Source organism: Flavobacterium sp. GW823-FHT06G12 (assembly GCF_058794775.1).
The window spans coordinates 873,903-897,512 of sequence record NZ_JBXAHE010000001.1 but is presented as its reverse complement, the minus strand read 5'-3'; the positions used below and the strand labels follow the sequence as shown (position 1 = coordinate 897,512).

Below are 23,610 nucleotides of genomic sequence, written 5' to 3'. Positions count from 1 at the left end.
ATGACGCAAATTTCTTAAAAATAAAACAGCAATACAGATACAGTTTTTGTAAATTGCAGCATAACAGTTTTATTTTTTTTATGAAAAATTCGAATTACTTATATCTTCAATTTGCTGACCTCATCGAAAAACAGATCAAATCAGGACTTTTAAATGTAGGCGACAAATTGCCATCTATACGAGAAGTCTGTGCTGAAACCGGCTACAGTATGAGTACCGTCAGTAAAGCATATTACGAAGTTGAAAGTCGTTCTTTGATCGAATCAAGACCACAATCGGGTTATTATGTAAGCAATATTTCGGCTAGAACAATTCCAGAACCATCAGCAAGCAAACCGCTTTTAACGCTTGAAAACATTGAACGCGAGGATTTGGTGGATTTGGTTTATGGCGATATGCGTAAAAAAGATATTACGATGCTTTCGCTTGGTTTTCCGTCAAATGAATTACTTCCGATTGCGAAACTGAATAAAGGAATGGTTCAAGCCATGCGTCAACTTCCAAACAGCGGAACGAGTTATGAGGAAATTGAAGGAAATAGTAATTTAAGAAAAGAAATTGCGCGTTGGTCGTTTACTTGGGGCGGTTCCTTGACTGAAGATGATATTATAACGACTCCAGGTTGTATTTCGGCCATTTCAGATTGTTTATTAACGCTAACAAAACCAGGAGACACTATCATTACTGAAAGTCCAGTCTACTTTGGAATTCTGCAATTGGCGAGATCATTGGGTTTGTACGTAATGGAACTTCCAACCAATATGACAACAGGAATTGAAATTGAAGCAGTTAAAAAAACGCTTTCTACAAAGAAAGTAAAAGCCTGTGTTTTGATGAGTAATTTCAGTAATCCGTCGGGAAGCATGCTGCCAAACGAACATAAAAAGGAAATCGTCCGTTTAATGGATTTTTATAATGTTCCGCTAATTGAAGATGATATTCACGGTGATTTGTATTTTGGAACAAGCCGTCCGACAAACTGTAAAACGTATGATGAAAGCGGTATTGTTTTGTGCTGCAGTTCGGTTTCTAAAAGTCTGGCACCAGGCTATCGCGTGGGTTGGGTTTCTCCAGGGAAGTTTAAAAAAGAAGTTCTGAGAACCAAATTGTACCATACGATCTCCAATTCTACCATTACACATGAAGTTGTTGGAGATTTCTTAAAAAATGGCCGTTACGAAAATCATCTGAGAAAAATTCGCCAAATTTTGAATCGAAACTGTACCAATTACATCAATACGGTTTTAGAGTCTTTTCCTGCGGGAACTAAAGTGAGCCAACCTCAAGGTGGATTTTTTCTTTGGGTCGAATTGGATAAAAAAATCGATACAGCCGCTTTTTACCATTTAGCGCTTAAACATAATATTAGCATCGCTCCGGGAAGGATTTTTTCCTTTCAAAATCAATTTTCAAATTGTATGCGATTGAGTTTCGGACTGCCTTGGTCTAATGAATTGAGAACTGCAATTCAGACCTTGGGAAGGCTGGCGAAGCAACTCTAGACTCCAAAAAATCAACGCAATATTACCATTTCGACGTAAGGAGAAATCTCTGCGAGAAGCTCAGCAAAGATTGGAAAATTGTTACAGAGTTACTTGTGGAGATTTCTCCTTACGTCGAAATGACAAACTATGTGTTTAAATAACAAAAAAAATTGGACAGCGCAACTACTCACTGTCCAATCAACAATTAACTCAAGACCAAAATTAAATAGTTATAAGACAAAATAAGCGTCCTTTTCGACTTTCTTAGGTTCGTCTTTTAAGTCAAATTCTTTAAGAATATCAAATTCACTTTGATATTCGTTTAACATTTGCTTGATATTTTTTTCAATTGTATTTGCAATTGCAGTAACTGGCGTATCTGTAGGTCTGTTTTCGAACGGATCTTGCAAATGAATCGCCATTCTTTCGATTAAAAAGAAAGCAGCACCAATCGCAGTAATCAGCGGAATTGCAAACCAGCTTAAAACACTCGTTAATCCGAAAGGCAATAGGAAAATAAACAAACACAAAGTCAATCTAATGTACATACTATATGTTGTTGGGAAAATCGTGTTTTTAATTCGCTCACATTTCCCCATTTCATCACATAATCTAGATAAAGTATTATCGATTTCAACCTGCTGATACATGTTGATTTTCTTTTCGTTTTTAGCCGTTCTTAAATCTCTTGCATGCAGCATCAAAATTGCATTTGGAACGTTCTGATGATTTTTGATGTATCTGATTTCTTCTTCGCTAATTAAGCCTTCAATCGGCTTTATTGCATCTCTATTTCTAAGCGACTGGCCTAAACTGTAACACCAAGCAATTTGTCTTTTAGCAAAATTTTCTTTGAATTCACTTGCTTCAACAGAGAAATCTGGATCATCATAAAATGTTAAAACCTGACGAATCAAGGTTCTAGAATCGTTTACAACAGCTCCCCAAACAATTCTAGCTTCCCACCATCTGTCATAAGCCTGATTAGACTTAAAGGCTAATAATAAGGAAATAATGGTTCCTATCATGGTCGGAATGGCAATCGGGATATCTACAGGCAAATTGATGAAATAATGATGAAAAATTTCAAATAGTATGGTGTAAGCCAACACTAAAACAATTTCTACTTTAATTTTCCCGAGAACGTACTTCATTGGTATTCTTTTCTTTAACAACATATTTTCGGTTTTAAATTAATAATTTTTGAGAGGCTAAGATTCTAAGTTTCTAAGGTGCTAAGAATTAAAAAACTTAGAAACTTAGTGTCTTAGTAGCTTAGAATCTCAGACTCTTAAACCATCTCTTCGTACAATGAAAGAACAGGAAGTCCTAATTTTTCATTGACATTTTCTTTTTTTGATTTTTTAAATTTGATTTTCTCGCCTTTTCTCGTTTCTACCAACATATCAATATTATGTTTAGAAATGGCTTCTGATAAAAATGGAGCAACGTTTTCGTAGTCGTCTTCAAAACTGGCAGTTTGGCTAACGATTTCGAAAGAGAAATTGGCGCTTAAGAAATCCTGAACGTCTTTTACATGAATGTTCACACTCGAATTTTCTACATAAAGTGCTTTATGGAAAATCTCTTTATTAGCTTCTGTACTTAAATGCAGAATCGGACATTTCTGATTTCCTGCCAATTGCACCAAATATTGATGAATTCTTTTGGTTTCTTGTTTATAAGAATGAGTAAGAATGACCAATTTAACTGAAAAGACATCTATCAGTCTTTTAAAAATTGGTGCTGAAAGTCCGTATTGATTATGAACTTTTAATTTTATGTTTGAAGTGTGTTCAACAATATATCGGCAGGTTTCTAGAACTTCTTCCTGACTTCTGGTAAGTCCAGATTTCATTTCTCTTAAAAAACCAGAAGAAGAAAACGTATCAGGCGCTTCTGAAACTAATACTAAAATAATTTCTGATTCAGTATTTTTAGACTGATTTACCGCAGATTTAACAGCCGAGATTGTATCATCTTTTAAAGTCGTAGGTATAAGAAAATTTTTCATAAGTATATCTTTTAGTTTATACTTACAAAATAACTATCCGGAAATTAGACCTTTATTAATCTAAAATTAGAATTTTCTAAAATTAAACATTAGATTTTTTAATGTTGAATTTTTTAAAGGTAATCGTAACGATAGTTCCTTTATTTTGCTCTGACTGTACTTGAAGTTCTCCATCGTGCATTCTAATGATTTTAGAAGCTAACGGAAGTCCTAAACCGTAACCAATGTATTTGGCAGCGATTTTACCTCTAAAGAAAGGTTCATATAAATGCGGAATATCTTCAGGCGGAATACCGATTCCGATATCATTGATCGTGATTTTAATCATTTCTTTATTAGCGGAAAGATTCACAAACACTTCATTATTATCCGAATACTTTACTCCGTTTGTAATAATATTATTGATTGCCAATTCTAAAAGCGGTTTATTGCATGGCAACAATAATAAATTAGAATCTTCTGGAGCAAAATTAAGTTTAATGCTTACTCGATTGTCTGGATAAATCTTATCAAGATCAGATTTCACGTCCAATAATAACTCGTCCATTCGCGCAATGTCAGACACTTGTTTTTGTCCGTCATAACCTGTTTGCGTCAATTTTAGCAAGCTTTCTGTTAAGTTTCCTAATCTTGAAGCCTGACTGTATATATTTTGTAGAGATTCTACATATTCATGCTGTTGTCTTTCTTTAAGCAACATAATTTCTGCTTCGGCAATAATCGTTGTTATTGGCGTTTTTAATTCGTGAGAAGCATTATTAATAAAGTTCGCTTGAATCTCAAAAGAGGTTTCCAAACGATCCAGCATATTATTGAAAGTATTGGTCAAATCTGAAATTTCATCAGAATTTTTGACTTCTGGAAGACGATTATGCAGATTAGAAGCACTAATTCTTTTTACTTCTTTTGTAATTCTTGCTACAGGATCGATAACTCGTTTTGCTAAAAATCGCCCTAAAAGAAACGCTAGAATCACAAAACCAATTCCGCCAAAAAGCATGATTTTGACAATATAAACGGTCGTGTCTTTCCCTTTACGATCTCTTGCGCTAACAATTACAATATACTTTTGATTGTTTTCTTGAAAAATCTGTCCTAAATAATATTTATTATCTCTTTCAAAAGAATCTTTTCCTGTTTTTAAAATATTGGTGTAAAACGTATTCGGAAGATTCAGATTTGTATTATAATCAAAACTATTATGGCTATTTATTTTTAATACATATTCTTCTTCTTCAATTAATTCCTCAAGGCCATTTTTTTGAAGATTTTTATAATATTTAATTTTCTCTGGGTCTTTTTGAAAATGAATTGAAGCGACAATTTTTGCTCTATCATCTAATCGCTTTAAAAAGTGATATCGATTGTTTTCCCTAAAAAGAAAAAACACGATAATACACAATAGCGAAGTACTAAAGGTAGAAAGGGCAACATAATTGAAAGTGATTTTTTTTCTAATATCCATATTATGGCTTAATTACATAACCTAAACCCTTCATTGTATGAATCAGTTTGGTCGAATAAGGCTTATCTATCTTTCTTCTTAAGTACGTAATATAGACATCGACAACGTTGGTATTCATGTCAAAATTAATATCCCAAACATTATCCAAAATCTGATCGCGCGAAACGATTCTGCCAGTATTTTTAGCTAAATAATATAATAGTTTGAATTCTTTGGCAGTTAAAACAATGTTTTCGCCATCTCTTTTAACCGTTTTGGCACGTCCGTTTATTTCTAAATCGGCAATTGTGATAGTATCTATTTTTTCTGTTTCCTGTTGCGATCTTCTGTAGAGCGCATTTATTCTGGCATCTAATTCGCCAAATTTAAACGGCTTTACCAAATAATCATCAGCTCCAGCGTTTAATCCCGTTACAATGTTTTCTGAAGTTCCTAAAGCTGTTAATAACAAAATAGGTACAAAGTTTTTTGCTGCACGAAGTCTTCTGCAAATTTCAATTCCGTTGACATCAGGAAGCATTACATCCAAAATTACTACATCGAAGGTATAATTATGAATCATTTCCATAGCCGTTTTACCGTCCATTGCAACGCTTACTTCATTATTATTTTCTGCAAACCCTTTACGTAATATCGATAATAGATTTGGTTCGTCTTCAACTATCAGTAATTTCATCTTAAGAAGTGTGTATATACAACAAAAATAGGAATACAATTTAACATAATTTGACACAACATTACAAATTATGATTTAATTATGAAGAATAAAAAAAGCAACCCTTACAGCCTGCTTTTTCATATTTTTTTTGGGTTAAAGCTTATTAATCTTAATTTTTGAAATAAAAGAGAAGTGTTGCTTTTAAACCAAATTGTAGTTTTTATTACATTTAAAAAGTCTCTCCAGCATTCAAATAGAATCCTTTAGAATTATTTCCCCACGCATAATCTGCAATAAGATTGGTTCTAGTTGCTTTATCAATTAAAATACGGAGTCCGAAACCAAAAGCGGGCTGAACATATTGAAAAAGTTTTGTATTAGTGTCTGGATTACTTGTTGTTACGAAGTTTGTAAAAACCGTTCCGCTGAACATTTGATCGCAACTAAGCGGAAACCTGAATTCTGTTGCTAGATAAATTAAATTTGTCCCTCTAAATAATCCTTGCGTATATCCCTCACCGCTTCGACTACGCTGATCCCAACCAATTGCAGGCAAATTCAAGTATGGAACTTTTCCTTTGGTTACAAATTGTCCATAAGTCCAAAGCGCTAGAATGTATCGTTTATCTTTTTGCGAAACCGGAATAAAATTTCGATATTCGCCATACAAAACATTACTTACTTCTTGATTGTCAAATATCTCTGGATTAAAGCGGTAATTTATATTAGCAAACCAGCCATGCGTTGCATTCACCTGATTATCTCTTGAATCGTAAACCAAATTAAGACTCACACCATTTAAAAAATATTCTGATTCATCAAATCCATATTTCTGATTATAATTATAATGATAAGTAAATTTTCCATTTGCAACATCAAGGTCTTTATCAACAATACTGGAATACCAATCAATATTGACTCCGCCGCCAACGTAAAAATTTGGATGAACTTGAAAGGAAACCGATTGATGAAATTTAAAATAATTATAATCCATTGGTTCAGCAATAGAATCAATACTGAAACCAGGCTCCTGATTGCGGCGAGGCGGAATAATATTTGTTCCTAAACCGTAATTAGGTTGCGAAAATATATACAAACGATAATCACCACTCAAAAATATTCTATTATTTTTCAATAGAATATTATTCTTAACGTTTACAAGCCATTGTTTTTTTGTGGTGTATGTTATTCCGACATTGGCTATTGAATATTTATCGGCTTTTTCTTTTCCTTTAAAAGTATATTGAGCTACAGCGCCATAAAAGAAACCTGTGGCAGGTTGAGAGCCGATTGCTGGAATAATTAAGAAGAAGCTGTTTTTTATTGGTTTTACAACATAAATAGAATCCTTTTTTTTGAAGATTTCTAATATTGTTCTGGGAGGACAAATTTTAGAACTGTCAATCTCGGTTTGGGCATTCAAATTAAATTGAATAAAAAAAAGCAACCATAAGATTTTAAATTTATTCTGAAAATAATTATTTTTTAAAAATTTTACCATGTGAAAGTTTTAATTTTTTGAAACAATAATCAATTCATATGTAAATATATAGCTTATTTTCAACATTTTAGACTTACAATCCAATAAAATTAAAATAAAAAAAGCCGTCAGATAAATGACGGCTTGCTATTATATTTTTTATGGGAATCCTTATTTTGTGATAAATTTTGGATGAATTAAATTCTCTAGAGAATAAATTTCGTCCCATTTTTCTTGTGTAATCAGCTTTCTTTCCAAAACTGCAATTTGATGCACACTTTTACCTGTTTTTAAAGCTTCTCCAGCAATGCTTGCACTTTCTTCGTAACCTAAAATTGGATTCAATTGTGTTACAATTCCAATGCTGTTCATTACCATATTATAGCAATGATCTACGTTTGCTGTAATTCCGTTAATACATTTATCAATTAAAGTCTGAATCGCATTTGAAAGATAATCCAACGAAGTAAACATAGCAAAAGCAATTACAGGTTCCATTACATTTAATTGCAATTGTCCCGCTTCTGCCGCCATTGTAACCGTTAAATCCTGACCAATTACATAAAAACAAGTCTGATTTACCACTTCTGGAATTACCGGATTTACCTTTCCTGGCATAATAGATGAACCTGGCTGACGTGCCGGAAGATTAATTTCATTAAAACCTGTTCTTGGCCCCGAGCTTAATAAACGTAAATCGTTGCAGATTTTAGAAATCTTAACTGCAGAACGTTTTAAAGTTCCCATAATCTGTACATAAGCTCCTGTATCGACCGTTGCTTCAATTAAATCTGGTGAAAGTGTCAGCGGAATTCCCACCTCATCTGCCAGATATTTTACGCAGATTTCTGGATAACCTTCTGGAGCATTTACTTTAGTTCCAATGGCTGTTGCTCCCATATTGATTTCTAACAACAATTCCTGAGCATTTTTTAAACGCTGAATATCTTCTTCAATTGTTGTAGCATAAGCTTTAAATTCCTGCCCTAAAGTCATTGGAACCGCATCTTGCAATTGCGTTCTTCCCATTTTTAGGACTTCTTTAAACTCCTCTCCTTTTTTAGCAAATGCGACTTCTAAACCAGCAAAAGTTTTAATAAAGCTTTCCATTTTCAAATACAAAGCAATTCTAAAAGCCGATGGATAAGCATCATTTGTAGATTGAGAACAGTTTACATGATTGTTTGGATGAAGAAAATTGTACTCTCCTTTTTTATGACCTAAATATTCTAGTCCAATATTGGCAATTACTTCATTGGCGTTCATGTTTACAGAAGTTCCTGCTCCGCCCTGAATTAAATCGCTTACAAATTCCTGATCAAATTTGCCAGCAATAACCTGATCGCTTCCGTAACAGATTGCTTCGGCAATTTTAGAATCAATTGCGCCACAGTCTTTATTGGCTAAAGCAGCAGCCTTTTTTACATATCCTAAAGCTTTGATGAATAAAGGCTCTTTTGAAATCGGAATTCCTGTAATGTTGAAATTCTCTACAGCTCTAAAAGTCTGGATTCCGTAGTATAAATGATTCGGAATTTCTAATTCACCTAAAAAATCATGTTCCTTTCTTGTTGGTTCCATATAATAAAATTGATATGTTTTGACTTAAAAAAATAAGTGTAAAGCTACACCATTTTACGGATTAAAAATGTGAATGAAATCAAAATCATTTATAATTTGTTCCCATTATTCTATGGTAAATTATTACCTTTTCACCTTCAAATAATTATAGAAAAGGGTTGAAAAAAGAAAGCGAATATTTTCTTGATAAAGAATACAATACAATTGTTTGCGCCAAAGACGATTTGAATTTTAAAGACTTTGAATCTTGCGTTTTTAACAATTGTAACTTTTCTGCATGCACGTTTTTAGCCGTTACTTTTATAGATTGTGTTTTTAATGACTGTATTTTCAGCGAAGCCAAAATCAATTATGTGGCATTGAGAACCGTTACTTTTAATCGATGCAAAATTAAAGAAGTGAATTTCGCTATGTGTGATAAACTAATTTTTGAAGTTCATTTTAATGATTGTGTTCTCGATTTTTCTAAGTTTTATACTTTAAAATTGAAAGGAACTCCGTTTACCAATTGCAGTTTAATAGCTGTAGATTTTATGGCGGCAGATTTAACTAGCGTAATTTTCGATAATTGTGACTTATATCGTTCTGAATTCAAGAAAGCCATTGCTAATAAAGCCGATTTTAAAACCAGTTATAATTATACTATTGATCCTTCTAAAACTAAATTAAAAAAAGCTGTTTTTTCTTTGAAGGAAGTGAAGGGATTATTGTTTGCGCATGATGTGATTGTGAGTTAGAAATAATCATTTTTTTTACTATTCTTTTTCTGTTTTTGCGGGAAGAACAGAATTGGGCAACAGAAATAAAATAAGCAATACACTTGTTAAGCAAAGCAAATGAATTAATGTGCCATAGAAAAAAGCATTATAAAAATCTGTATAATCTATTTTTCCTTTTGCAAAATAGTAAAATACACCTCCTGTTAAGGTAATACCCAATGCACCAAACAATTGCTGCAATGTAGAATAAACTCCTGATGCATTTCCAATCCTGTTTTGGGGTAAATCTTTCAGCGCAATATTAGCAAATGAAGGCAGAACCAAGGCTACACCAATACCGTGCAAAAACATGACAAAATATCCCTTGTAATCGATTGATTGATAATAAAAAAGGACCAGCTGAAAAACAAGAGAAAACATAAGAAGCAACACTCCAAAAATCAATACATTTTTACCATACTGAAGCACCAATCTAGCTGCAAAAAATGATGCTAAAATAAAACCGCATCCTTGAAATACAATAAAATATCCTGCTTGCATAGGAGAAAGTCCAATACCGTCTTGCAGAAAAATTGCTAATACAAAAAAATAAGCATCGAGCATTAGCATAAAAAGAGCCGAAGCCGAAACCGCAATATTGAAATTCTTGTGTGTAAAAAGCTCCATATTCAATAATGGTTCTTTTTTCTTTAATTTTCTTTTGATCTGTCTAAATATAAAACCTATCAGAAATACTATAGAAATTGTCAGCGTAATTGCAACCAAATCTTTTTGTTCTAATCCCACAGCCATCGAAAAAACCAGTAAAGCAAGCCCTATGCATAATATAAATGCGCTCCAATAATCCATTTGTAAAGAAGAATTGTCTCTGGATTGATTGAGATAACGAATGGCTAGAAAAATCGTTATTATACAAATAGGAATATTGATAAGGAATATATACCTCCATGATTTATCGATTAAAAATGGTTGGAGTTCTACAAGAAAACCTCCTAAAAACTGCCCCAGCATTGTACCAATTCCAATTCCAATTCCGTACCAGCCCATTGCATAAGTGCGTTCCTTATGGCTAACAAAGAGAATTTGAATATAAGATAAAACTTGTGGCGCCATTAAGCTTGCACTTATACCTTGAAAAAATCTCAAAGCAATAAGCTGATTTGTAGTGGCAGCAAACCCGCATCCTGCAGAAGTGACCATAAACAAAAACAGTCCTAGAATAAAGATTTTTTTTCTTCCAAAATAATCTCCCATTTTTCCGCCAATTATCAAAAAAGAAGCAAATCCAACCATATACATGGCTACAACTAACTGAATTTTTCCATTACTTGAACCAAGCCCGCGCTGAATTGATGGAATAGCAACGTTTACAATAAATATATCCAAAATAGTAAGCAAATGTGCAAGCAGCAATATAAGGAGCGAAATGTATTTTTTATTTTTCATAATATATAGAACAGTCTATCTATTTTTGGTTAAAAAAAATCAGAAAAACTGATTTATACTTTTTTTTACGGTTTTTAGATCATTCGTATTTCCGTTTATACCTGCCGAAACTACAGCTCCTTCAATCATCAAAAAAATACTGTTTTGCAGTGCTTTTTTTTCTATTAAAAGCGTTTTTAATGTACTAATTTCATCAACTAATCCATTAATATACTCACGCTGGCGCTCTTTATGTGCTTGAACAAACTGTTCTATTTTTTTATCTTCTCTACCTATTTCAGCATTTATTTTTATGAAATGGCATCCGGAAAAATTTGATTCTTCCTGAAGTTTAATACGGTAATCTATTAATTTTAGAAGTTTTTTTAAGGGAGGCTTCTCGTCTTTTAAATAGTCATTGAGATTGGCAAAATATTCTGTTTCCTGCTGTTCAAGATAATGATACAACAAATCACTTTTAGACTGATAATGTTTGTAAAGCGAACCAATTGCAATATCTGCCTCAGCAATAATCTGATTAATTCCTGTGCTATTAAATCCCTGATGATAAAACAGACGGGATGCTGTATCGAGTATTCGTTCTTTTACACTGCTTTTCTGTTTCATTTTTTCTTTTTGCCAAAGATAAAACAAAAATAGATAGAGTTATCTATTTATTTCAAAATAAAAAAAAATCACAAAAGCTGTGATTTTAAAATTCGTTAATATAAATTAACTACAAACCTTTTCCCATTACGTAATCTTCCATTAAATATCCATTTCCTATTTCAATATCAACGGTTTCTTTAATTTCGAAACCAAGTTTTTTATAGAAATTCAACGCCGTATTAAAACGGTTTACGTTCAATAAAAGTTCGGTTGAGTTACTTTCCAAAGCCATTTTCCTAATTTCTTCAAAAACTATTTTCCCATAACCTTTCCCTTGTGTTTCTGGCAGAAGATAAATTTTATGGATTTTAGTAATAGCTTCTCCTTTATAATTGTGTTCTATTCCGATAAAACCAATAACCGATTCTGAATCTGAAATTAAATAAAACAACTGTTCTTTATTCTGAATTTGCTTTGATAATGCTTCATTAGAATAAATTAGATTTAACATGTACTCTAATTGTTCCGCAGTTAGAATTTCGCCATAAGTAATAGGCCATGTTATATGTGCGATTTCTTGAATTTTAGCAATATCTCCAACAAATGCTTCTGTAATTTTAATCATATTTATTTAGTAAAAACTTGATTTTCTTGTTCGCTTACGCGGATGAAAGTCGTTCGTTTAGTCAATTCTTTTAATCTTGAAGCGCCAACATAAGTACATGTGCTTCTTATTCCGCCTAAAATATCTAAAACAGTATTAATAACATCTCCTTTAAACGGAACCTGAACTGTTTTTCCTTCACTTGCTCTGTATTCTGCAACTCCGCCGGAATGCTTGTCCATTGCAGTTTTCGAGCTCATTCCGTAAAACTGTTTGAATTTTTCGCCTTTTATTTCGATTAATTCACCGCCGCTTTCTGTGTGTCCCGCGAGCATTCCTCCCAACATTACAAAGTCGGCTCCTGCACCAAAAGCTTTAGCAACATCGCCTGGAGTTGAGCAACCGCCATCACTGATAATATGACCACCTAAACCGTGCGCCGCATCAGCACATTCGATAATAGCCGATAACTGCGGATAACCAACACCTGTTTTAACACGAGTTGTACAAACAGAACCTGGCCCAATTCCGACTTTTACAATATCAGCCCCAGCTAACAGGAGTTCTTCTGTCATTTCTCCAGTAACCACATTTCCTGCTATAATGATTTTATCGGGATACTGTTTGCGGGTTTGTTTTAAAAACTGAACAAAATGTTCTGAATAGCCGTTAGCAACATCAATACAAATAAATTTCAGTAACGAATTTTCTGCAATTATTTTTTCAATCTTCTCAAAATCTTCTTTTCCCGTTCCAGTGCTTACAGCAATATAATCGTAGAAATCTGGAGTTACATTTTTTAAGAAATTATTCCACTCTTCTAAAGTGTAATGTTTATGGATTGCTGTAAAAAGTTTTTCTTGTGCCAAAACCTTCGCAATTTCAAAAGTTCCCACAGTATCCATATTGGCTGCCATAATCGGAATTCCTGTCCAATTTGAAGTACTGTGTAAAAACTTGAAATTTTGTTCTAGGGAAACTTCAGATCTGCTTCTTAGCGTTGATCTTTTAGGTCTAAACATTACGTCTTTAAAACCCAATTTTAGGTCCATTTCTATCCTCATTGTTCGAGATTTTGGTTACTCTCAAATGTAAGGAATTTTAGATTGTAGACTTTAGATTTTAGATTAACAAAAACTCGAACTTTTGAACAATTATTGATTCAATTTTTCGAAAGCGCTGATTGAATGTTTTTATTTCACAGAGACTCACAAAGTTTCTAACTGGAACGTGTTTCGACTTCGCTCAACGTGACAAACTTGAAACCTTGAAACAAAACAAACAAAATCAAAAACTACCCGTGAATAGTCTCTCCTTTTCCGTAATTGGTAATAATTGACTCTTCAAAAGCCAGCCATTCTCTCCAACGTTTTTCAACGTCTATTCCTGTACCATATTTACGAGCGTAAGTAATAAAAGTGGTGTAATGTCCTGCTTCGCTTTCCATTAATTCTCTATAGAAAAGCGCTAATTCTTCGTCTTTAATGTTTTCAGAAAGTACTTTAAAACGTTCGCAGCTTCTTGCTTCGATCATCGCTGAGAATAATAATCTTTCGACAAGACCAGAAACACGACTTCCGTCACCGCTTCTTTTCATGTATTGGTATAGTTCGTTTACGTAATCATCTTTACGCTCACGACCTAATTTTAATCCTCTTTTGATAATAATGTTGTGAACTTGCTCAAAATGATCGATTTCTTCTTTGGCTAAAGCCAATAAATCTTTCACTAAATCTTGATGCTCAGAATTGTTTGTGATAATTGTAATCGCATTTGTTGCCGCTTTCTGCTCGCACCAAGCGTGATCTGTTAAGATTTCTTCAATGTTCTTCTCAACAATATTTACCCATCTTGGGTCGGTTGGCAATTGTAATCTTAATACGCCCATTTTTTTAAGTCTTAAAGTTTGAAAGTTGAAAGTCATAAAGTCTTTGGAAAACTTTAAAAGAAAAATCGAAGATCAAAAACTAAATATAGAAATTTCCTTCCATTTTTAGACTTTCGACCTTCGACTTTATGACTTTTGACTAATTTTTAATATGCAAAAATTGGTCTTTCGCTCATTAATTCGTTTACTTCTTCAGCAACTTCTTCGATAACATCCTCATTTGTATGATTAGTTAATACTTTATCGATAAGCGCTACAATAGTTTCCATATCTTTTTCAACTAAACCACGAGTTGTGATTGCAGCTGTTCCAACACGAATTCCAGAAGTGATAAATGGAGATTTATCGTCAAAAGGAACCATGTTTTTGTTTACTGTAATTTCAGCTTTTACTAATGCATTTTCAGCTTCTTTTCCAGAAATACCTTTGTTTCTTAAATCAATAAGCATCATGTGGTTATCTGTTCCGCCAGAGATAATGTTATAACCTCTTTTTACGAAAGCATCAGCCATTGCATTTGCATTCTTTTTTAATTGCATTGCATAAGTAAAGAAATCATCTTTAAGCGCTTCACCAAAAGCAACTGCTTTAGCAGCGATAATGTGCATTAAAGGTCCACCTTGATTTCCAGGGAAAACAGCTAAATCTAATAAAGAAGACATCATTCTGATTTCTCCTTTTGGAGTTGTTAATCCTTGTGGATTTGGGAAATCTTTACCCATTAAAATAAGACCTCCACGTGGTCCTCTTAATGTTTTATGAGTTGTTGTAGAAACAATATGGCAATGTGGAATTGGGTCATTCATTAGTCCTTTTGCAATAAGACCTGCTGGGTGAGAAATATCAGCAAATAAAATTGCTCCTACGCTGTCAGCAATTTGTCTAAAACGAGCAAAATCCATATCACGAGAATAAGCCGAAGCTCCAGCGATGATTAATTTTGGCTGTTCTTTAGTTGCAATTTCTTGAATTTTATCATAATCTAAACGACCAGTTTCAGCATCTACACCGTAGAAAACTGGACGGTATAAACGTCCTGAGAAGTTTACAGGAGAACCGTGAGTTAAGTGACCTCCGTGAGATAAATCGAAACCTAAAATCGTGTCACCAGGATTTAAACAAGCGTGGTAAACAGATGTATTTGCCTGAGAACCCGAGTGAGGCTGTACGTTTGCATATTCAGCGCCAAATAATTCTTTAGCTCTGTCAATTGCAATTTGCTCAATAACGTCAACTACTTCGCAACCGCCGTAGTATCTTTTACCAGGATAACCCTCTGCATATTTATTCGTTAAAACAGACCCTGCTGCTGCCATTACTTCATCACTTACAAAATTCTCAGAAGCAATAAGCTCTAATCCGTGAATTTGTCTTTCTTTCTCCTCTTGGATAAGATCAAAAATTTGTTCGTCGCGTTGCATTTTTTTGTTTTTCGTTAATTTCACGCAAAAATACAAAAAAACGTTTGTCAAACTGCTAGATTATGATATATTTGACATGTAATTTTTCAACAAATAATTAACATTAAAACATGCCAATAACCGCCAACGATACCAGTAGAAAATCATGGTTAGAAGTACCAGAAAATAGCGACTTCCCTATTCAGAATATTCCTTTTGGTGTATTTCTTACGAAAGAAAATGTCGTTACTGTAGGAACTAGAATTGGCGATTACGCCATAGATTTAGGGGCTTTACAGCAATTAAACTATTTTGAGGGAATAGAATTAACTGATGATATGTTTATGCAGGATACGCTAAATGATTTTATTTCTGACGGAAAAAAAACATGGCGTTTAGTTAGAAATCGTATCGCAGAGATATTCGACGAAACTAATCCTCAGCTAAGAGATTCAACAAAACACCGCGATATTGTTATATTTAAGATCGAAGATGTAGAGATGCAATTACCAGTTTTAATTGGTGATTATACTGACTTTTATTCAAGTAGAGAACATGCTACAAATGTAGGTAAAATGTTCCGTGACCCAGAAAATGCATTACTGCCAAACTGGCTTCACATTCCAGTTGGATATCATGGAAGAAGCTCTACAATTGTACCATCTGGAATTCCGGTTCACAGACCAATGGGACAAACTTTACCAGCTGGTCATGACACACCTGTTTTTGGTGCTTCGCGTTTAGTCGATTTTGAATTGGAAACGGCTTTCATTACAACAGACGTAAATGTAATGGGAGAAAATATTTCAACTTACGAAGCTGAAGATTATATTTTCGGAATGGTTTTACTAAATGACTGGAGTGCGCGCGATATGCAAAAATGGGAATATGTGCCTCTTGGACCATTCTTAGCAAAAAACTTTGCTACTTCAATTTCACCTTGGATTGTGACTATGGATGCTTTGGAACCTTTTAGAACTAAGGGACCAAAACAAGATCCTTCACCGCTTCCTTATTTACAGACAAAAGGAAAAAAGGCTTTTGATATTCATTTAGAAGTTTCTTTACAACCAGAAGATCAGGAAGAAACTGTGATTTCAACATCTAATTTCAAATATATGTATTGGTCTATGGCTCAGCAATTGACACACCATACATCAAACGGATGTCGCGTGAATTCTGGTGACATGATGGGTTCTGGAACAATTTCTGGTCCAACTCCAGATAGTTTTGGTTCTATGCTAGAATTAACTTGGGGTGGAAAAAATCCGCTTAAATTAAAAGACGGAAGCGAACGCAAATTTATTGAGGATAATGATACTGTAATTATTCGTGGTTTCTGTGAAAATAAAGAAGTAAGAATTGGATTTGGAGAAGTTTCTAGCCAATTGTTACCTCCTTTTACAAGACAATGAAGAGCAGATCAATCTGAAGAGATATAAAAAATAAAAAACCTTGGTCATAGCCAAGGTTTTTTTATGCTTTTATTAAATGAAAGAAAAAGTTACTTATTCTAAAATTACTTTTACCCAAACCAAACGATGATCAGAGCTTGACTCTCGTTTTTCGACTAATTCTGCCATTGGCTCACCCTTTGCAGGCCAGAACACACCACTGTTAACAATCTTAAAACCAAGTCTCGATGGCAATACATAATCTGCACGCATTCTCCAAAAAGCGGTATGATTAATTCCAAAAGGATTTTCAGGACTAAATTCAGCACCACCTTTACTAGCAGGTGTAAAGTCGCTATTAATTTTCGGACTCTCTACTAAAGACTTTATGCCTTCTCTAATAGCATCTCCTTCAACTGGCGAAGCGTTTTGATCGCCCATTATGACAAATCGAGAATTTGGAGGTAATCCGCCTTTTAAACCTTTATCATCATAAATATACGAAGCCGAATTGTCTGAAATATAATCTCTCCAGAATCTGATTTCATCGTGATTTCTTTTCCCATTGCGGTCTTCAGCACCATCAAAAGTGGGAGGAGTTGGATGACTAACTAAAACATGAACTGTTTTATTACCAATTTCTACAGGAACATCCCAGTGAGATTTTGAAGATAATGGAAATTCTTTCCATGCTTTCTTGCTATACCAATCCGATCCATCTGCTTTTTTGGTAATTAATGCTTCTGGCATATCTTTCCATTTAAAATGTTGAAAAGTACGAATTGCATTAACATCAATAGGATATTTAGACAAAAGCATCATCCCATATTGCCCAGGATACATACCAAATGCCCATGCATCATTTCCTGAATTACTAAACTTTCCGTCATTGTTCAAATCATAAGGGCTTGGCTGGCCAGTATTCACTGTCGAATAATAGTAGTAAGGATAATCGATGGCTGCTGCTCCGCCTTGGCTCACATTCAAATAATTTTTTATAAATGCCTTTACGCCAAGTTCAGGATCTTTAATATAATCAAACTCGTTTAGCAAAATTACGTCTGGTCTAACGGTCTGAATAATCTGGGCAATATTTCTGATTTGAGCATTATGCCCTGAACTAAGTTGATTAATTAACATCTGCTCCGATTTTCCCATTGCACCTTTGGGAGAATAATTATCAGATTCCATACTTACATTGTAGGTAGCAAAGGTAAGTTCATGTTTGTCTTGTGAATCGGACTGTGAAAAAAGAGCTCCGGAAGAAAGCACGGAAAGGATAAAAAATATTTTCTTCATATAAAATTAAATCTGCATTTCTGCATTATTGAACATACGAATATAAGAAGGATGTTGGGACAGACGACAAATCTGTCTGTTAAATATACAACAAAAAAAAGCTGCCACTTTTGGTGACAGCTTAAATTACAGAAGAAAGTCTCTGTGTATCTGATAATTTTATCACAGATTAAAAAAATCAAAACGATTATTTTATAATCTGTGATTACTATTTTTATGCAGGAATCTGCTGACTTAAACAATGTAAAGTTCCGAATCCCCAAATGAAATCAATACAGCTAATACCGATTACTTCACGATCTGGGAAACATTCTGCCAAGATATTCAAAGCAACACGATCATTACTATCGTTAAATGTAGGCACTAAAACGCAATTATTTAAAATTAAGAAATTGGCATAACTTGCTGGCAAACGTAAATCTTCAAAATCTACACGTTTTGGCATTGGCAATGCTACAATTACTGGAGATTTTCCGTTTTCTAGTTTTGCATTTTGCAGACGTTTCAAATTATCCTGTAATGGCTTATAGTTTGAATCATTTTTATCTGTTTCTACAATTGTAACAATTGTATCTTCATTCACAAATCGGCATAAATCGTCGATATGTCCGTGCGTATCATCTCCTTCAATCCCGTCTCCCAGCCAAATTACGTTTGTAACTCCAAGATACTCTTTAAAAACAGCTTCGTAATCTTCTTTTGTAAAACCAGGATTTCTTACTTGAATTGTTGGGTGCATCAAACACTCTTCAGAAGTCAATAAAGTTCCTTTTCCGTTTACATCAATCGCTCCACCTTCTACAATTACTGGTTTTCCTTTGTACATTACTTGAGTTAAAGGAACATCAATAAAATCTGCCACTTTACCCGGAACGAATTTGTCTAATTGGTAGTTTTTATATTTTGCCCATCCATTAAAGTTGAAGTTTAACGCTTCTCTTTTTGAACCATTTTTTACAATAATTGGTCCTGAATCGCGCATCCAGCTTCTGTTTGTTTTATGAACAATATAAGAAACGTTTTCAGTATTAACGCGAGCTCTTTCAAGCATATCAGCAACTTTTTCTTTTAGTTTTTCATCGGCAACAACCAAAAAAACAGTTTCAAAAGTCGCTACTTTTTTAATAAACTCTACAAAAGCCCATTGAACAGCTTCATATTTTCCTGGCCAATCGTTGCCATTATGCGGAAAACACAATACAATTCCTTGCTGTTTTTCCCATTCTGCTGGAAATCTTCTATTATTTGTTGACATAAATACGTTCTAATTTAGAAAGTGCAAAGATAAGCATTCGTTAGGATTTTAAAACAACTGAGCAAAAATCATCTCTAATTTCACAAAAAATATCTTGCAAAAATTAAGTTAAAGATTAAATAATACCTACTTAATATTTAACAGAGGGCTCAGAATTACTTTTGCCAAAACTAAAAACTAACACATGAAAAATTTATCAATCTTATTATTAGCTGCCCTTTTTATATTGGCAAGCTGTAACAATGACGAAAATTCAAACAGCACTCCCGAAGTCGGTGCAAATGAAAATCCTGGAACTTTTAAAGAAATTGGTTCTATTACAATTGGCGGAGAAGCCGCTGCAGAAATCTCGGCTTACTGCGAAAAAACAAAAAGACTTTTTACTGTAAATAACAGCGGTGTAAATCAAATTGATGTTATCGACATCTCTGATCCGACAAAACCTCTTAAAATAGGACAAATTAATTTGGCTACATATGAAGGCGCAGCAAACAGCGTTTCTGTTTTTGACGGAAAACTTGCTGTAGCTTTAGAATCTACAGTAAACAAACAAGGAAACGGTAAAGTAGTTATTTTTAACACTTCAGATTATAGCTTAATTAAGCAAGTTACAGTTGGTGCATTGCCCGATATGATTACTTTTTCTCCTGATGGAAAATACATCATGACCGCTAACGAAGGTGAGCCAAATACTGATTATTCGCAAGATCCAAACGGAACAATTTCGATCATTGAAACTAGTACTTATAATGTAACAACTTTAGATTTTAGTTCGTTTGCAGGTCAGGCAGAAGCACTGAAAAAAGACGGATTTAGAATTTCAAAATTTGCTAAAACTAGTTTCGCTCAAGATATCGAGCCAGAATACATCACCATTTCTGACGATTCTAAAACGGCTTGGGTAACTTTACAAGAAAATAATGGTGTTGCAAAGGTCGATTTAACTTCTAAAACTATTACAGCAATTTACCCTTTAGGTTTAAAAGATTACAATACTGCTGAAAATGCAATTGATGTTAGCGACAGCGACAATAAAATTGCATTCAATCCATGGAAAGTAAAAGGTCTTTATATGCCAGACGCCATCAGCCATTATACTGTAAACAATGTTCCTTATTTTGTAACCGCTAATGAAGGTGATGCAAGAGAATATACTGCTTACACTGATGTAAAGCGTATGAAAAACATGACACTTGATGCAACAGCTTTTCCAGATGCTGCTACTTTAAAATTAGATGCTAATATGGGAAGATTAAACCTTGTTGCTGATATGGGAGATACTGACGGAGATGGAGATTTGGACGAAATGGTGAGTTTTGGAGGTAGATCATTTTCTATTTGGAATGGAAACACTGGAAAAATCGTTTTTGACAGCAAAAATGATGTTGACAAAAAAACAAATGAAATTGGCACATACGACGATAAAAGAAGCGATGACAAAGGTTCTGAGCCAGAAGCTGTAGTTGTAGCTAAAATGGGAAATCAAAATATTTTATTTGTTGGTTTAGAAAGATCTGATGCTTTTATGGTTTATGATGCAACAAACCCAACTTCTCCGCAATATTTACAAACAGTAAAAACAGGAGATGCTCCAGAAGGTTTATTATTTATTCCAGCTTCAAAAAGCCCAACAAAAAGAAGTTTATTAGTAGTAAGCAGCGAAGGTGATGGAACTGTTAAAATTTATCAGCCAGATTTGAAATAATTAATATTTTTTCAGGATAGCAAAAGGACAAAATGTGAATTTTGTCCTTTTTTTTCGCTTTCTATTAGACTAATTTTAACGGATTTACATAATTAAAAGCCAAAAGATGGGAATTATGTAAGAGTATATACAACACATTCTAAGATTCGACTTCTAATTTTGTTCATGAGTTTAAAATAAAAACAATTTAATTTTTGATATCATGAAAAAGAAATTAGTATCAGCCTCTCTATTATTACTATCTTTTGCGGCAGGCGCACAAAATATGGCTACGACTTCTACAAAACCTAATGTAGAGCAAGAATACAACAAATGGTCAATTGAACTTAATGGTGGTGTTAACAAACCAACAAGAGCTATGACTCCAGGTTATACTACTGAATCATTAAACTTTTTTCACGGAGATCTAGGAGTAAGATACATGTTTAATCCAAAATTTGGTTTAAAATTAGATGTTGGTTACGACCAATTTAAAGAGAAAAAAGATACTCCAGATTTTGAAAGCCGCTATGTTAGAGCAAGTTTACAAGGGGTTATCAATGTTGGACGCGCATTAAATTTTGAAACTTGGACAAACACAATTGGTCTTTTAGCACATGGAGGTTTCGGAGTTTCTCAAATTAGCACTGAAACAGGATTTGGAGGTCAAGATTACATGGCTCACGGAATTGCTGGTTTAACTGGACAAATTAGATTAAGTGACCGAGTAGCTTTAACAGGAGATCTTACTGGAATTATAAACGGAAGACAAAACTGGAACTTTGACGGAATGGGAAACACAACAACTGGTTCTTTTGACGGTATTTTACTGAATGCCTCTGTTGGTTTAACGTTCTACTTAGGAAAAAACCAGAAACATGCTGACTGGGTTGGTGAAGAAGATAGAATTGGCGAATTGGAAAAAAGAGTGGACTTAATCGAAACTGGTCTTATCGATTCAGACAAAGATGGAGTTGCTGATTTATACGATTTAGAACCAAACTCTATTGCCGGAGTTGCTGTTAATACAAAAGGGCAATCTATTGATAATAATCAAAATGGTGTGCCAGATGAGCTAGAAAGCTATTTGGATAAAACTTACGAGAAAAAAGGTGCTGGAACAGCTACAAACAATACTGTTGAAGAATTAATTAACGGTGGTTATGTAAATGTTTATTTCGATTTCAACTCGTCTAAACCTACAAACGCTTCTTTATCTGGTGTAGATTTCTTAGTGAAATATTTGAAAAACAATCCTGGAAAATCAGCAGATATTATTGGATATGCTGACGAAATTGGAAACTCAAACTACAATGTTGAACTATCAAGAAAAAGAGCTGAAGCTGTTAAAAAAGTGGCTGTAAATGCAGGAATTGATGCTTCAAGATTGAATGTAATTGCTAACGGAGAAGATACTTCTGTTAACAAAAATTCTAAAGAGGCACGTCAGATCGTGAGAAGAGTTACTTTCCAAGTGAAGTAATTTATATATAAAGCTAAAAGCAGAAAAGGAGCTATTTCGTATTGAAATAGCTCCTTTTTATTATAAAACAGTGTTTTAAAAAAATTAGATTTTGAATACTTATTTAAAGCTTCGGAGAAGCTTACAAAAAAAAGGACAAAATGTATATTTTGTCCTTTTTTATATTTTAGATAAACCTAATTATTTATCAATTGCTCTTTTTGTAATGTCCCCAAAAGCATCAATTCTTCTATCTCTGAAGAATGGCCAGTTTTGACGAACATTTTCTTGTAAATCTAAATCAACCTCAGCAATTAAGATTTCTTCTTTATCGTGAGAAGCTTGAGCCAAAATTTCTCCTTGCGGTCCAGCAATAAAAGAAGCTCCCCAGAACTGAATTCCTTCTGTTCCTTCAAGATATTTTTCTAAACCAATTCGGTTAGCTGCCGCTACGAAAACGCCATTAGCAACTGCATGACCTTTCATAACATTCATCCAAGCGCCATATTGGTTTTCTCCGTACTGTTCTTTTTCTTTAGGATGCCATCCGATTGCTGTTGGGTAAAATAAAACCTCAGCACCTTTAAGAGCTGTAATACGAGCAGCTTCTGGATACCATTGATCCCAGCAAATTAAAGTTCCAACAGTTCCTTTTTTAGTTTCAATAGCCTGAAAACCTAAATCTCCTGGTGTGAAATAGAATTTCTCATAGAAATGTGGATCGTCTGGAATATGCATTTTACGATATAAACCAGCTTCAGTTCCATCAGTATCAATAATGTAAGCACTATTATGATAGATTCCAGCCATTCTTTTCTCAAAGAAAGGAACAATAATTACTACTCCTAATTCTTTTGCCAATTCGCTAAATGCAATAAATGAAGTGCTGTACAATGGCTCTGCTAATGCAAAATTATCTACATCTTCACTTTGACAAAAATAATGACTGCTATATAATTCAGGCAGTAAGATAACTTCTGCACCTTGACTTGCAGCATCTCTTACCCAACTGATACATTTTTTAAGATTATTTTCGGCAACATCATTCAGATTTAACTGAATAACCGATATTTTATACTTTCTTTTCGCCATGACATAAAATTTAGAGTGCAAAAGTAGTAAATTTTAAAGGAATGTCAAAGTTTGCAAATCGGTCTAATATTAAATTAAAGATCATTTCACGTTAGCG

General features: G+C 33.8%; 20 protein-coding genes. 5 read left to right on the top strand and 15 right to left on the bottom strand.

Annotation, left to right across the window (positions count from 1 at the left end; genetic code table 11):
* The first annotated feature begins 80 nt into the window (after window positions 1–80).
* Window positions 81–1,502 carry an aminotransferase-like domain-containing protein gene (locus tag AC1Q5Z_RS03930; protein ID WP_343585734.1) on the top strand — a complete coding sequence of 474 codons (1,422 nt, stop codon included), beginning with the start codon at window positions 81–83 and terminating at the stop codon, window positions 1,500–1,502.
* 212 nt (window positions 1,503–1,714) lie between these two features.
* On the opposite strand, the gene AC1Q5Z_RS03925 is transcribed toward AC1Q5Z_RS03930, so the two are convergent.
* The 6 genes from AC1Q5Z_RS03925 to aspA form a co-directional block, all read right to left on the bottom strand.
* Window positions 1,715–2,662, bottom strand: a complete 948-nt coding sequence (locus tag AC1Q5Z_RS03925) for a bestrophin family protein (protein ID WP_343585732.1) — start codon at window positions 2,660–2,662, stop codon at window positions 1,715–1,717.
* Window positions 2,663–2,775: 113 nt separating this feature from the next.
* Window positions 2,776–3,498 carry a hypothetical protein gene (locus AC1Q5Z_RS03920; RefSeq protein ID WP_343585730.1) on the bottom strand — a complete coding sequence of 241 codons (723 nt, stop codon included), beginning with the start codon at window positions 3,496–3,498 and terminating at the stop codon, window positions 2,776–2,778.
* A gap of 82 nt (window positions 3,499–3,580) precedes the next feature.
* Complete coding sequence (locus AC1Q5Z_RS03915; RefSeq protein ID WP_343585728.1) at window positions 3,581–4,963, bottom strand: HAMP domain-containing sensor histidine kinase; 1,383 nt, start codon at window positions 4,961–4,963, stop codon at window positions 3,581–3,583.
* 1 nt (window position 4,964) lies between these two features.
* Window positions 4,965–5,639 (bottom strand): response regulator transcription factor, encoded by a 675-nt coding sequence (locus AC1Q5Z_RS03910; RefSeq protein WP_343585726.1) that lies wholly within the window; start codon window positions 5,637–5,639, stop codon window positions 4,965–4,967.
* A gap of 211 nt (window positions 5,640–5,850) precedes the next feature.
* Entirely contained in the window at window positions 5,851–7,122 is a 1,272-nt protein-coding gene (locus tag AC1Q5Z_RS03905; protein WP_492443855.1) for a BamA/TamA family outer membrane protein, read from the bottom strand.
* A 150-nt stretch (window positions 7,123–7,272) separates the two neighbouring features.
* Window positions 7,273–8,682, bottom strand: a complete 1,410-nt coding sequence (gene aspA / locus AC1Q5Z_RS03900; RefSeq protein WP_492443854.1) for an aspartate ammonia-lyase — start codon at window positions 8,680–8,682, stop codon at window positions 7,273–7,275.
* A 158-nt stretch (window positions 8,683–8,840) separates the two neighbouring features.
* On the opposite strand from aspA, the gene AC1Q5Z_RS03895 reads away from it, so the two are divergent.
* The gene (locus AC1Q5Z_RS03895) at window positions 8,841–9,419 is read left to right on the top strand and encodes a pentapeptide repeat-containing protein (protein WP_492443853.1); all 579 of its coding nucleotides are present in this window, start codon (window positions 8,841–8,843) and stop codon (window positions 9,417–9,419) included.
* A gap of 18 nt (window positions 9,420–9,437) precedes the next feature.
* Here the strand turns inward: AC1Q5Z_RS03895 and AC1Q5Z_RS03890 are convergent, their stop codons facing one another.
* The 6 genes from AC1Q5Z_RS03890 to glyA all read right to left on the bottom strand — a co-directional run bounded on the left by AC1Q5Z_RS03890 (window position 9,438) and on the right by glyA (window position 15,348).
* Window positions 9,438–10,847, bottom strand: coding sequence for an MFS transporter (locus tag AC1Q5Z_RS03890; protein ID WP_492443852.1), 1,410 nt, complete (start codon window positions 10,845–10,847; stop codon window positions 9,438–9,440).
* Between the two features lie 39 nt (window positions 10,848–10,886).
* Window positions 10,887–11,453, bottom strand: coding sequence for a TetR/AcrR family transcriptional regulator (locus AC1Q5Z_RS03885; RefSeq protein ID WP_492443851.1), 567 nt, complete (start codon window positions 11,451–11,453; stop codon window positions 10,887–10,889).
* 109 nt (window positions 11,454–11,562) lie between these two features.
* Window positions 11,563–12,060, bottom strand: coding sequence for a GNAT family N-acetyltransferase (locus AC1Q5Z_RS03880; RefSeq protein ID WP_492443850.1), 498 nt, complete (start codon window positions 12,058–12,060; stop codon window positions 11,563–11,565).
* 2 nt (window positions 12,061–12,062) lie between these two features.
* Window positions 12,063–13,103 (bottom strand): GMP reductase, encoded by a 1,041-nt coding sequence (locus AC1Q5Z_RS03875; RefSeq protein WP_492443849.1) that lies wholly within the window; start codon window positions 13,101–13,103, stop codon window positions 12,063–12,065.
* Window positions 13,104–13,333: 230 nt separating this feature from the next.
* Complete coding sequence (locus tag AC1Q5Z_RS03870) at window positions 13,334–13,927, bottom strand: MiaE family protein (protein ID WP_057122755.1); 594 nt, start codon at window positions 13,925–13,927, stop codon at window positions 13,334–13,336.
* Between the two features lie 146 nt (window positions 13,928–14,073).
* Window positions 14,074–15,348: a serine hydroxymethyltransferase gene (gene glyA / locus AC1Q5Z_RS03865; protein WP_198856050.1), complete on the bottom strand. Its 1,275-nt coding sequence runs from the start codon at window positions 15,346–15,348 to the stop codon at window positions 14,074–14,076.
* Window positions 15,349–15,458: 110 nt separating this feature from the next.
* On the opposite strand from glyA, the gene fahA reads away from it, so the two are divergent.
* The gene (fahA, locus tag AC1Q5Z_RS03860) at window positions 15,459–16,742 is read left to right on the top strand and encodes a fumarylacetoacetase (RefSeq protein WP_198856051.1); all 1,284 of its coding nucleotides are present in this window, start codon (window positions 15,459–15,461) and stop codon (window positions 16,740–16,742) included.
* A 93-nt stretch (window positions 16,743–16,835) separates the two neighbouring features.
* Here fahA and AC1Q5Z_RS03855 read toward each other — a convergent pair whose 3' ends face one another.
* Window positions 16,836–18,020, bottom strand: coding sequence for an endonuclease/exonuclease/phosphatase family protein (locus AC1Q5Z_RS03855; RefSeq protein ID WP_343585707.1), 1,185 nt, complete (start codon window positions 18,018–18,020; stop codon window positions 16,836–16,838).
* Between the two features lie 214 nt (window positions 18,021–18,234).
* On the bottom strand, window positions 18,235–19,275 hold the full coding sequence (locus tag AC1Q5Z_RS03850; protein WP_198856053.1) for an agmatine deiminase family protein: 1,041 nt from the start codon (window positions 19,273–19,275) through the stop codon (window positions 18,235–18,237).
* Between the two features lie 184 nt (window positions 19,276–19,459).
* Between AC1Q5Z_RS03850 and AC1Q5Z_RS03845 the strand changes: the two genes are divergently transcribed.
* Window positions 19,460–20,980, top strand: a complete 1,521-nt coding sequence (locus AC1Q5Z_RS03845; protein ID WP_492443848.1) for a choice-of-anchor I family protein — start codon at window positions 19,460–19,462, stop codon at window positions 20,978–20,980.
* A 202-nt stretch (window positions 20,981–21,182) separates the two neighbouring features.
* A complete protein-coding gene (locus tag AC1Q5Z_RS03840; protein ID WP_198856055.1) occupies window positions 21,183–22,442 on the top strand; it encodes an OmpA family protein in 1,260 nt (419 codons plus the stop codon).
* 180 nt (window positions 22,443–22,622) lie between these two features.
* Here the strand turns inward: AC1Q5Z_RS03840 and AC1Q5Z_RS03835 are convergent, their stop codons facing one another.
* Complete coding sequence (locus AC1Q5Z_RS03835; RefSeq protein ID WP_095927649.1) at window positions 22,623–23,513, bottom strand: carbon-nitrogen hydrolase; 891 nt, start codon at window positions 23,511–23,513, stop codon at window positions 22,623–22,625.
* Window positions 23,514–23,610 lie beyond the last annotated feature (97 nt).